Annotated in this window: 8 protein-coding genes and 1 pseudogene; 6 read left to right on the top strand and 3 right to left on the bottom strand. The window is 67.4% G+C overall.

All coding sequences use genetic code 11. From position 1 onward, the window contains the following. Positions 1 to 37: 37 nt before the first annotated feature. Positions 38 to 1,720, bottom strand: coding sequence for a PD-(D/E)XK nuclease family protein (locus I5Q34_RS22185; protein ID WP_199894046.1), 1,683 nt, complete (start codon positions 1,718 to 1,720; stop codon positions 38 to 40). Between the two features lie 131 nt (positions 1,721 to 1,851). Here I5Q34_RS22185 and I5Q34_RS22180 point away from each other — a divergent pair, with 131 nt between their 5' ends. Then, positions 1,852 to 3,396 (top strand): serine/threonine-protein kinase, encoded by a 1,545-nt coding sequence (locus tag I5Q34_RS22180; RefSeq protein ID WP_307811711.1) that lies wholly within the window; start codon positions 1,852 to 1,854, stop codon positions 3,394 to 3,396. Between the two features lie 37 nt (positions 3,397 to 3,433). On the opposite strand, the gene I5Q34_RS22175 is transcribed toward I5Q34_RS22180, so the two are convergent. Beyond that, the gene (locus I5Q34_RS22175; protein ID WP_199894044.1) at positions 3,434 to 5,437 is read right to left on the bottom strand and encodes an N-6 DNA methylase; all 2,004 of its coding nucleotides are present in this window, start codon (positions 5,435 to 5,437) and stop codon (positions 3,434 to 3,436) included. Between the two features lie 500 nt (positions 5,438 to 5,937). Between I5Q34_RS22175 and I5Q34_RS22170 the strand changes: the two genes are divergently transcribed. After that, a complete protein-coding gene (locus I5Q34_RS22170; protein ID WP_199894043.1) occupies positions 5,938 to 6,870 on the top strand; it encodes a DUF6615 family protein in 933 nt (310 codons plus the stop codon). Positions 6,871 to 6,995: 125 nt separating this feature from the next. On the opposite strand, the gene I5Q34_RS22165 is transcribed toward I5Q34_RS22170, so the two are convergent. Next, on the bottom strand, positions 6,996 to 7,676 hold the full coding sequence (locus tag I5Q34_RS22165) for a hypothetical protein (protein ID WP_234429190.1): 681 nt from the start codon (positions 7,674 to 7,676) through the stop codon (positions 6,996 to 6,998). A 96-nt stretch (positions 7,677 to 7,772) separates the two neighbouring features. Between I5Q34_RS22165 and I5Q34_RS22160 the strand changes: the two are divergent. The 4 genes and pseudogenes from I5Q34_RS22160 to I5Q34_RS22150 all read left to right on the top strand — a co-directional run. After that, a pseudogene (locus tag I5Q34_RS22160) lies at positions 7,773 to 7,961 on the top strand (transposase domain-containing protein); the annotation flags it as partial. Positions 7,962 to 8,573: 612 nt separating this feature from the next. Then, positions 8,574 to 9,542 carry a reverse transcriptase domain-containing protein gene (locus I5Q34_RS34925; RefSeq protein ID WP_277965395.1) on the top strand — a complete coding sequence of 323 codons (969 nt, stop codon included), beginning with the start codon at positions 8,574 to 8,576 and terminating at the stop codon, positions 9,540 to 9,542. Next, positions 9,509 to 10,006 carry a group II intron maturase-specific domain-containing protein gene (locus I5Q34_RS34920; protein WP_234429189.1) on the top strand — a complete coding sequence of 166 codons (498 nt, stop codon included), beginning with the start codon at positions 9,509 to 9,511 and terminating at the stop codon, positions 10,004 to 10,006. Before I5Q34_RS34925 ends, I5Q34_RS34920 begins: the two co-directional genes overlap by 34 nt. Positions 10,007 to 10,138: 132 nt before the next feature. After that, positions 10,139 to 11,155 (top strand): IS4 family transposase, encoded by a 1,017-nt coding sequence (locus tag I5Q34_RS22150; protein WP_199894041.1) that lies wholly within the window; start codon positions 10,139 to 10,141, stop codon positions 11,153 to 11,155. Positions 11,156 to 11,259 lie beyond the last annotated feature (104 nt).

Here is an 11,259-nt window from a genome sequence, read left to right as displayed (position 1 = left end):
GCGACGCAACGACTTGCGAAGACGGCGGAGGCTTCTCTCAACCTGCTGCAACCACACGCTCCTTGCCGATGGCACACCAGGACAGCGCCTCGCAGCCAGTGCAGTCGTAGCCGGGCCGGGGTGCCGCGTCATAGCGGGTCTCGGCGGACCAGGGCACGGCGTACGAGGCAAGAACGGTACGGGCGTGCTCGACCGTGGCCTCGTCGCCCGGATCGAACTCCTCAAGGGCCGCCCCGTCCGGGCGTAAGATCTCCAGCTCCACGCGGGACCGTCGCGGATCGCCGCCGAGTACGCCGGACGCCAGGAGCAGTACCAAGAGGGCGAGCTGCGGATGCTTCTCCAGCAGAATGGTCCGACCGCCGGGTGGAAACGCACTGGTCTTGGTCTCCCGAACGACGACGCCGCCGCGTTCCTCGTAGACCAGGTCGCAGGAGGCGATGACGATGACATCGGCCTGTGGGTCGTAGGCCGTCACCCGGTGCTGCGGACGGAACTGCGTCGCCGCCGGGTTGTCGAGCGGGCACCGGGCCCAGTGAGCCCTGAGCATCCCGAGAGCGGGAGCCAGCTCGTCGTCCGTGAGACCCGGCAAGTGTGCGGGCAGAGGCACCTCGTGGCACGGCGGGGCGTCCGCTGAGACATGCCGGGCGTTGAGCCAGCTGTCAACGGCCCTACCTCTGCGCACTGCCTCGTTCTCCTGGACGGAGTTCGGCAGCTTGAGTACGCGGGTCAGGTGGTAACGGGCGGGGCAGTCGTGATGTGCCCTCAGGTCGCTCACCGATACCGTGCGCCGCTTGCGATGCCGTGTGGGAGGTGGAACCACGAGGAGAGCGGGCGCCCGAGGTAAGGCGGAGCACTCGGCCAGCAACACGCAACCTGCACAGTGAGCACCGGCGATGCGTTCGCGGCCGTCGAGGACACGGCCGAGCCGGGGCACGACGTGTTGTGCGTGCAAGTCCTTGATCTCTGCGGCGCTCCAGTCTGCGTAGGCATCGGTCTCGGTTGCGCGCAGAAGCCGGATACGGCCTTCGGCAAGGCCAGCAGAGTAGACCCGGACGCGTTCCGGCCGTGGCGGAGGCGCCGGGTGCCTGTGGGCTGGGGAGTGGTGCTCGAAGGGAGGGATGCGGGCCGGCGTCCCGTAATACAGAACAGAGGCGACAGCGGCGAGTTCGGGCAGCGGAAGATACTCTTTGGCATTTCCCTTGGCAGGAATGACGAGTTCGCGCAGCGTTGCGTCGGCCGAGGCGTACTGCCGTCCCCAGACAGTGCGCTCATAGTGGGTAATGCCGCGCACGTCGGGCTCCTCGACGTCACGGAACGCGATCCATGCGTGCGGGGCGTGGAACGTGCGGGGGAGGTTAGCGCCCTTCCGGCTTTCCTGGTCCCGGCGGCGGGCGTCGAGGTAACGCTCGGTGGTTGCCGCTGACCAGGCCACGTGCTGTGGCAGGCACCGGGATCGCGTCCCGCGACACCGCTCGAGGGCCTGTTCGATGTTCTGCGCCGCGCCGGACTCCAATTGGTCGAGCAATTCCTGTGTGAGCGCGAACGGGAACTCCTCGCGCGGCGTCTTGGACGACACCCGGATCACAGCGGACAGATCGCGGCGGACGCTGAGAGCACGGTTCATCGGGCAACCGGGCTCCTCGTCGCGCAGGTGACGGACCGGGATGCGGGCCAGGCGCCCGGCGCCGACCGTACCGGAAGGATTGACCCAAGGCTGCACGGTGCGGACTCCTTGCGGTCTCGACGGTGAGAGGCATCACCGTGACAGAACCCTGTGAACAAAGTCAAGGCACGCAATGATCTCCTGTAACTTGACGCCTGACGGTGCACCAGGACAAGCAGGGAGCGTGCATGGTGGAGCCATGGCCGGCTGGGAAGAAGCTCGCGGGCAGATTCAGCCGTGCTGGGGAAGGCGCTTGGGGCGGCATGGGTGTCGTCTACCGAGCAACCGATGACAGCCATGCCGGGCGGGCAGTCGCAGTGAAGTTCCTATGGCCGCGAGATTCGGAGGCCGCTCTGCGTGGATACCGGGCGCCTACTCCCCAAGAGCTACGGCGTTTCGACCGCGAGTGCGAAATGCATCGACGCTTCGGTGGCCAGGGCGTGCCGGCCTTCGTCCATGCGGATCTCTCCCCGCCGCGCCCTTACCTCGTCACGGAGTACGTGGACGGCGATGATCTGCATGCTTTCCTCACTCGGAACAGACCCACGCTGTCGGCCACGGCGTGTGTAGTTGTCCCACTGTTGGAGGTACTCGGGCGGGTGCATGGGGCGGGCGTAGTGCACCGGGACGTCAAGCCTGCCAACGTCCTGCTGGCCCGGCGCGACGGCGTCGTGTATCTCACCGACTTTGGCATCGCCCTGCCAAAAGATCCGACGGCCACCCGATATACCAACGGCCGGACGCCCGGCACCATCGGCTACATGGCTCCGGAGATCCACCGCGGCGAACGTAACCCGGGCCCGGCGGCCGACCTCTACGGTGTCGCCTGCATCGCGTTCCAGATGGTGACCGGACGGCTGGTTTTCGAGGCCGACCACTCCGACTACGACTTGGCCCGCCTGCACTGCGAGGAGCGGCCGCCGCTGCTCAGCGACGATATCCCCGGCCTGCCGTCCAGGATCGTGGACATCACAGACCGCATGCTCGCCAAGTCGCCCGCCGACCGGCCGCCTTTGGAACTGGCCCTTAAGGTCTGGCGGCCCCTACTGCCCTCGCTGGGCGACCCCGGTCCGCGCCCCGCCCTCGACCCTGATCCGACGCTGCCCCATCGCGCCCCGGACACCGCTGCGGCCTCGCGCGCGGCAGCACCCCCCACGGGCGTGCGCCGCCCCCAGGTGCATCGCCGCCCCGTCGGCGGCCCCACCCGGTCCGCTCTGCGGAGCCTGTGCGCCGAGGCCGAGATCGAAGTCGAACGCGGGGAACCGGACAAGGCCATCGACGAGCTGACCGCGATGCTGGTGCGCGCCGAGCAGTGCCTCCCTGGGGCGGTCCGCGAAGTGCAAGGCGCTCGCCTCATTGTGGCCCATGCTCAGTTGCTGCGCGGGGAGACAGCCGCCGCCGGCCGCACCTATCGGGACGTCGCCAGGCGGCTCGCGGACGCACCGGCGGGCACGGAGACCGGTGAACTGCGGGTCCGCGCGCGGCTCGGGGCGGTCCAGGTGATGGCTGCGGAGGGGAACCCAGTCCAGGCGGTGGCCGACCTCTGGCTGAAGCTGGCCGAGGTACTCACGTCCTGGCCCGGACCGGGGCCATCCCGCCAGACCATGGAACTCTGCCGAGATGTGGGCGTCGAAGTGGAGGAACTTGCTTTGGATGCGGGGCGGGGAGAAGTGTCCCCGGGGCTGCCCGATGCGATCCGCAAGGTGCTGGCTGGCCTGCCAGGGCCTGGTTGACAAGCCCGGCAGAGACTGTAGAGCCCGGCCTCGCCACTCACTCCCCCGTCAACCTGCCCTGGGCCAGCAACCCTGACAGCATGGCGGAGAGCAGTTCACCGTGCCTACCCAGGTCGGCCACCGTCTCCCGGAACCGGACGAGCTGCCGGTATGCCTCCCCGATCCGCCGCTGCTGTGCTGTTGGCGCACGCAGGACGCGCAGTCGGCGTACATCGACCCGGGAAGATGAGGAGGCACGAGTTCCGGCCCGCTGGTCGTTTCCTGGCGCGCGCAGACACGCGGCGAGGAAGAACGGGTCGAGCAGGGCAGAGTCGGTCCGCAGCCGGACAGTGTGGGCACCGAGCAGGCGCGGGCCGACCGTCTCGACCCAGACGTCGAAGCCGCCAGCCGCAGTCACAACCACGACATCACCGAAGGACGTCAGAACGACCTGCCCCTCAGCCTCGAGTCCAGCGACCTGCGCCGCGGAAACCCAGGGTTCCTCACCCCGGACAACCCACGGGGTGACGACGTGCAGGGCACCCTCGACCCGCGCTCCCTGCTGGATCAGATCGTCGGCGAGAGCCTTTCCGGCCGTCACGTCCAGAGCACCGGAACGTTCCAAATCACCCACGAAGGTGTAGTCGAAGTCGTCCGGCGCTGCGACACACGCCTCGTGTTCGCGAACGGCCTTGGCGGCGTCCCTCACGTCCATCAGCGCATTGTCCCAGCCGCCCCAGGCGCGGCGCAGTTCTACTGGCCCCACGGACCGCTCAATCACGGTGCGCCGTGAGGGCGTCAAGTCGACATCATCACTGAGCAGCTCCATGGCTGGCACCCGTGTGGCGCCTGGTACGTCACTGCCACGCAAGGCGGCCACGGTGCGCTGACGTAGGCCGTCCCAGTCGACGGCCGTGCCACGGCCGGTGAGCGCGGTCGTCCGGCAGTCTGCCGCATCGATGAAGCTCACCCCGCTCCCAGGGCGTTCACGGGGCGTTGTCAGCAGCCACAAGTGCAGTCCCACCCCATGCGGCGCCGCGCTCCCGGGCGGCAGCGCGACTACGGCGCGCACGGATCCGGTGCGCACCAGCCCGGCCCGGATTCGCCGTCCAGCTCGGCGCGAAGCGACACCGGGCGGTAGGACCAGCACTGCGACGCCCCCAGGTGCCAGTACGGACAGACAGTGCTGCACCCACGCCAGCTCAGGCTCGGTCCGCGGTGGCACACCGTACAACCAACGGGGGTCGGTCGCCAGCTCGTCGTGCCCCCAAGATCGTTGGTTGGACGGCGGATAGCTCAGAACGACATCGGCGCGGGAGGCGTGCCGCAGGGGTGCGTCACGCAGCGTGTCCGCGGACCGCACGTGGCGCTCGCAGGCCGGGAACTCCAGAGCCAGCCTGGCCCGGGTCAGGCGGGCCAGGGCGGCGTCGTTGTCAACACCTGCCAGCACAGGCGGAGATTCTTGTCCTGACCACCGCCGACCGGACGCGGCCAGCAGTGAACCCATCCCGCATGCCGGGTCAAGCACCTGACGCACGGGCACGCTGCCGTCACGCAGCTCGGCAGCCAGGCCCACCATGGTGTCGGCCAATTGGCGGGGACTGACGATCAACTGGCGTACGTGGAGAGCGTGCCAACGATCCAAAAGCACGGCGAAGGCTTCCTCGGGTGACTGGCGACGGGCCAGCCGCACGACCTCGTCCGCGAGACTCCGGTCGGCAGTGCCCGGTTCCGGGGCTCCGGGCGGCGGATCCATCGTTGGGATTGCCAGACGTTCCCCCGCCGAGGCCAGCAGATGGGCCATCCCATCCCGGTCCCCGAGGTCCTCGATCCGCGGCCAGAGACGGTCCCAGCCACCGGAGGACTCGTCGATCTTGCTGTGTCGTAGAAGCCAGGACTCCGTATCCGTTAGGGAAAACATAGGGCTGGCATCCGTGCCGCCAACAGGCTCCGGGAAGTCACTATGACGTCGCCTCCAGTTGCTCACGGCGGCACGACCGACTCCGGCGAGCCGCGCGATCCCTGCAAGGCTGAGCATGACCGGTTCGTCCTGCTGCTCCATGGTCTCTCGTCTCAAGGATGATGTGGCTGGATAGGGCGGGCAACGATGCCACCGATGCGCGATATACCGGCGAGCAAAGACTACGCGTTGACTCTGTCAATGCATTCTCAGCGAGGGGCCACGAGACGAGGAAGCGATTGCAGGGCCGGTCACCGCCCCGCACTCGGGTCGCACATCAGTCCCAGCGGGGCACCCTCGTGAACCGAATCCAGCCATGACGCCGCATACGACCAGCGTCACCTTCGACGGCAGGCTGACATACGCACCGCCCTGCACCACCTACGGCAACGCCTCCCTCCTCACCACATCCACTACGCACCGCGACACCGTGGGCGAGCGCTGTAGCCGACCCAGATCGATGCTGTGGATGCACCGCAAGGGCGCGGCGGGCGCCGGGATTGCCGAACCTGCGCACAAGCAGACGTGCGTCGGGGCCGATCGCGCCGTCATGAAAGAGTGGGACTGTGGCGGTAGAGAGTCTCCGTGCCCTGTGCACGGCCATGGACACGGCAGCGATAGATACCTGGGGACGCATCGAGTTCGGGCGTCTTCCCGGGCGCAGGTTCGACGAGACGTCTGTCACGGACAACCTGCTCTTCACGCTCCAGAACCAAGTCCCTGGACTGCTGACTTACCAAAGCAGCCAGGTGCAGGAGCGGGCCTCGGGCGCTGACTGGGAGTGGTGGATCGGCGATGACCAGGCGGGGTGGATCTGCCTTCGTATCCAGGCCAAGCGCGTCTACGAGGACAACACCTACCGGATGCTGAAGCACCATGGTACAGGCGAAGACGCGTTCCAGTACGACACGTTGGTCAAAGGCTGTAACCCTGATCAGGCCCGCTATGCGTTTCACGTCTTTTACAACGGCTGGCCCGAGGGCACCTTCGAGGAAGGAACGTACTGGGCGCCACCGGCCCAGTGGAACGCCTGCCCAGGGCTGAGTTCCTACAAGGACTGCCAGCACGCCGAGCCTCGCCACTACGGCTGCGCCATCATCTCTACTCTCGACGTCAAGAAACTCGGTGACAGCGACCTCGCAGCGCCCGCCGCTGCCAGGTTCCACGTGCAGAAGTACCTGTCAGCAGCCGTTCCCTGGTCATACGCCTTCGGTTTCCCGGTTTGGGACCGCAAGCGAGACGAGGAGCGCTGGCACCCCAGGCTGGACCGCGGTGACTGGGTCGACCGCGTCCACGGCACGCTCGAGGTGCTCACCCGGCGAGGTGGCGCCCGCGGGGCCCGGGACGCCTCGGGACATCTTGGAGAGATCCCGATCGATCGAGATCAGCGGACCTTCGCACTTCCGCCGTATGTCGAGGCGATGCGCAGGAGTACCCCGGGACGCTTTGAGCCGACTTCTGAGGACGAGGCGCCTGCGGCGCCTCAAACAGTGATCGTTGAGCAGAAGCCGAAGCGGGCACGGAAGCGGAGGTGAAAGCCCCACGCCGCCCCTGGCCAGCTAAGGATGTGGCCGCGGTGTGCTCGTCGAGACGGTCGACGCCACCGTGCTCGCTTCCTCACGCGAGAGCATCGCGCTGACGTGGGCCGTAGCCGCACAACTCAATGGTCGCCATGCGCCAGCCCGACACGGCCACTATCAGCACTCTCATCAAGTGCCGTTTCAATGGCCGACACTGCGTCAGCCAGACTTCGGAAGATCTGAGTGCTACGCCCAAGCCGCTTGATCCCGCGCGCTAGTGGCTCCCGCATTTGCCGCTCGCAGACGACGAAGTCCGCGTAACCGGCCGCGCAGGAAAGATAAACCATGTCGATCACATCATTGGGCCTCCATGTGGTGCCACGGTTGAGGTGGCGTTCATGGAGCATCTCACGGAAGAGACCCAAGGCCGGAAGGCGGCTCATTTGCTGAACCGGCCGGGAGCCCGTACCCCAGACCTTCACCTGCGCCACCGACCACCCTGCCGCAAAGGATTCCTCGGCCACTTGGTTCCGCAGGTCACCGAACAGCCACGCGTCGATCGCTTTGCGCTTCTGCTGCGCATCACCGCCATGGGTGTCCAGCCAGTCGCCGAATTTCTGGTTCGCCTCTGTCCAGCCGAGTTCAGGACCGCGCTCCCCAGCCTCCGAGTCCAACATCGTATCGATCAGACTCAAGGCAGATACGAGCGCATCATGCTGGAATGCTGCCCAGGGAGCAAAGTCCGGCGGGGGTGGAGGCGGGGCGAAACCTCTCTCTGCGGAATGGATCGTGTTCGACGCCAGTGTCACGACCGGCGCCATCGACTCACGCTGACTGAGCTCTCCGCGGAACATGAGGCCTAGTTCCAATGCCGCTGACTTTGGGGTGAGTTGCCTGTAGCTTGTGGCTGGGGAGGGGTGCTGGTGCCACGGGCTGGGCAGGTCAAGCCGCCGGTTGAGGAGCGGTTGTCGGATCGCATCGCGCTGGGTGTGTTGACGCGGGCGTTCCCGGCGGAGTTGGTCGACGAGGTCGTCGCGGAGACGGGTCGGGTTGAGCAGCGGAGCCGACTGCTGCCGGCGCGGGTGACGGTCTACTTCGTGCTGGCGTGCGCCACGAGGCGCGGTGTTTTCGAGTAGTAGTGAAAGACCACTGCCGTCGGGCCGTCGCAGCGGCCCGATTGAAGCTGGGGACAGCCCGGTCCGGGGAACGCCGGGGAGGGTGGGAGCAGTCCCGACAACGACGGGACGGGCCGGTACTGCCAGACGGCCCGGGTCCGGCTAGCAAGACCAGTGGGCGTAACGAGAGTGAATCGGTGGTCGAAGCCCCGTAATCGAAGTGCCGGCTCGAAACCTGGTGGATCTGGGCCGGTATGCAGTGCGTGACCTGGGCATATCAGTGTCCAGGGTCAACTCCGAAGCCGTGTGCCAGAGACGGTGGGGAGGCCACGCTGAATGCCTGCGGCGTAGGCGTGGCGATGCTGCCGGGGTATAGCCGAGCGCCGACCTGGCCGATCGAAACATCGTGAACGTGGGAACCATTCGTGTCCGCCCAGCGCCTGGACCTCCAGTCCGTGGCGTCGGGGCAGGTCCGTTGCCGACCGAGGGATGCGTATGGGGCGGAGGCCCCGTAGTAGTCAGGGCACGCGAGAGGTGTGCACACGGCGAAGGGGGCCAGCAAGTCTGTGGGGAGGATGCTGGAATGCCTGGAGGTCTTCGACGGTGAACACCGACGAACTGGAGCACGTGCTGTATCAGGCCGAGCAACGGGTACAGGGTATCCAGACCAAGCTGCACCGTTGGGCCCGCGAGGATCCTCATCGCAGGTTTGACGACCTTTTCAATCTCGTTGCCGATCCCGCCTTCCTGCTGGTCGGGTGGGCTCGGGTGCGGGGGAACAAGGGTGCTCGTTCGGCGGGTGTGGACGGCTGGACAGCCTTTTACGTCGAGTCGGTGCGGGGCGTGGAGGACTTCCTCCGCGAGTTGCGATCGCAGGTGAAGGACCGCAGCTTCCGTCCGCTGCCCGTGCGGGAGCGCATGATCCCCAAGGCGAACGGCAAGCAGCGCCGCCTGGGGATCGCAACCGTCCGGGACCGGGTGGTCCAGGCATCCTTGAAGCTGGTGTTGGAGCCGATCTTCGAGGCGGAGTTCCTCCCGTGTTCGTACGGGTTCCGTCCCAAGCGCCGGGCTCATGACGCGGTTGCCGAGGTGCGTTACCTCGCGTCCCGCTCGTATGAGTGGATCGTTGAGGGCGACATCGCGGCCTGCTTCGACGAGATCTCGCATACCGCTCTACTCGAACGGGTGCGCAGACGTGTCGGAGACAGACGGGTCCTGGCTCTGGTGAAGGCGTTCCTCAAGGCGGGCATCCTCGGACAGGACGGCACCTTGCGGGACAGCAACTCCGGTACCCCCCAGGGTTCGATCCTCTCGCCCCTGCTGAGCAACGTGGCCCTGTCGGTGCTGGACGAGTACATCGCCCAGGCCCCGGGGGGACCCGGAGCCAGCCAGGTGGAACGGGCCAAGCGTCGCCGCCACGGACTCCCGAACATCCGGCTCGTCCGGTTCGCGGACGACTGGTGTCTGATGGTCTCGGGCACCAAAGCGCACGCCGAAGCCCTGCGGGAAGACATCGCAGAGGTCCTGTCCTCACCGGGATGGGACTGCGTCTGTCACCGGAGAAGACCCTGATCACCCATATCAACGACGGCCTCGACTTTCTCGGCTGGCGCATCCAGCGCCACCGCAAGCGGGGCACGAACAAGTGGTACGTCTACACCTACCCGGCGCGCAAGGCCCTCAAGGCCGTAACCGCCAAGGTGAAGGCGATCTGCCGACAGGACGTCAACCTGCCACTGGAAGTCCTGATGCACCGTTTGAACACGGCGCTTCGGGGCTGGTGTGCCTACTTTCGGCCCGGCGTGTCCGCCGTCGCCTTCCACTACCTCAGCCAGTACGCCTGGCAACGGGTCATGGGATGGATACGCCGCAAACACCGCCGGATCACCTCGAAAGAGATCCGCCGACGCTACTGCGCCGGTGGATGGTGGCCGACCACGGAAGAAGGGACCCTGTTCAATCCCGCCAAGCTAACGCCTACGCGCTACCGCTACCGGGGAACAGCGATCCCAGCCCTCTGGCCGACCACGGCATGAGCGATCCCCCGTGTCAATGACGGGACTTGTGGAGAGCCCGGTGCCTGGCCAACAGGCACGCCGGGTTCGGGAGGCGGTCCGGGGAAACCCACCAGCAGTAATGCTGGCAGGGCGCCCCGGACCGACCTCACGATGTGCCTGTTCTCCGGGCAGGCGTATGAGGAGGTCGCGCGGCTGCTGACGGAGGGCCTGGCCTGGGCCGGCCGGTGGCGGGGCAGGTGGGAGGTGCCCTCGACCGGGGCGATCTCCCGGGCGCGTGCCCGGCTGGGGCCAAAGCCGCTGCGGGCGTTGTTCGAGCGAGTGTGTCGTCCGGTGGCGACGCCGGAGACCATCGGTGCCTGGTACCGGGGGCGACGGGTGGTGGCAGTGGACGGCACCACGCTGGATGTGGCGGACACGGCGGACAACGATGCGTTCTTCGGGCGTCCGGGGTCCGGGCGGGGCGACAAGAAGGGCGCGTTTCCGCAGATGCGGCTGGTGGTGCTGGCCGAGTGCGGCACGCATGCGGTCTTCGCCGCGGCCACCGGTCCGTGCACGGTGGCCGAGACGCAGCTCGCCGACACCCTGCTGCCGCAGCTTCAGCCCGGAATGCTGCTGCTGGCGGACCGCAACTTCCCCGCCTACGACCGGTGGAAAGCGGCCACTGCGACGGGTGCGGACCTGCTGTGGCGGGTCAGATCGAGTGTCGTGCTGGCGGTGCGCGAGCAGTACGCGGACGGCTCGTACCTGTCGGAGATCTACGCGACCCGGGACAAGCGCCGCGTGCACGGGCAGTTGGTGCGGGTGGTGGAGTACACAGTCGCCGGCCACGAGGAGGCCGGCCCGGTCCGGTTGATCACCACGATCCTCGATCCCGGCCAGGCACCGGCAGCCGAGCTGGCGGCCTTGTATCACGAGCGGTGGGAAGTGGAAGGGGTGCTGGACGAGATCAAGGTCCACCAGCGTGGCCCGGACGTGGTCCTGCGCTCCAGATACCCCGACGGCGTCGAGCAGGAGGTCTACGGTTTCCTCCTCGTCCACCACGCCGTGCGCCAGGTCATGCACCAGGCCGCGGCCCAGGCCGGAACCGACCCCGACCGGCTGTCCTTCACTCGCTCCCTGCGCGTCGTGCGCCGCCAGGTCCCCGCCCAGGCGGCTTTTTCCCCCTGAGCGGCTGGCCACGGCCTGGGACCGCACCCTCGCCGAGATCGCCCGACGCCTCTTACCGGTCCGCAGACTTCGCGCGTTCCCCCGCGTCGTCAAGCGCAAGATGT

Origin of the sequence: Streptomyces sp. AV19 (genome assembly GCF_015999245.1) — a bacterium.
Taxonomy (GTDB): Bacteria; Actinomycetota; Actinomycetes; order Streptomycetales; family Streptomycetaceae; genus Streptomyces.
Note: the sequence above shows the minus strand (reverse complement) of the source record. Positions and strands in the feature narration are given on the sequence as shown.

Excerpts from the sequence above, each read along its gene's own strand:
- I5Q34_RS22180 (WP_307811711.1), top strand. The coding sequence starts at position 1,852 with ATGGTGGAGCCATGGCCGGCTGGGAAGAAGCTCGCGGGCAGATTCAGC.
- I5Q34_RS22165 (WP_234429190.1), bottom strand. The coding sequence starts at position 7,676 with ATGGCGCCGGTCGTGACACTGGCGTCGAACACGATCCATTCCGCAGAG.
- I5Q34_RS22175 (WP_199894044.1), bottom strand. The coding sequence starts at position 5,437 with ATGGAGCAGCAGGACGAACCGGTCATGCTCAGCCTTGCAGGGATCGCG.
- I5Q34_RS22170 (WP_199894043.1), top strand. The coding sequence starts at position 5,938 with ATGGACACGGCAGCGATAGATACCTGGGGACGCATCGAGTTCGGGCGT.
- I5Q34_RS22150 (WP_199894041.1), top strand. The coding sequence starts at position 10,139 with ATGTGCCTGTTCTCCGGGCAGGCGTATGAGGAGGTCGCGCGGCTGCTG.
- I5Q34_RS34920 (WP_234429189.1), top strand. The coding sequence starts at position 9,509 with ATGGGACTGCGTCTGTCACCGGAGAAGACCCTGATCACCCATATCAAC.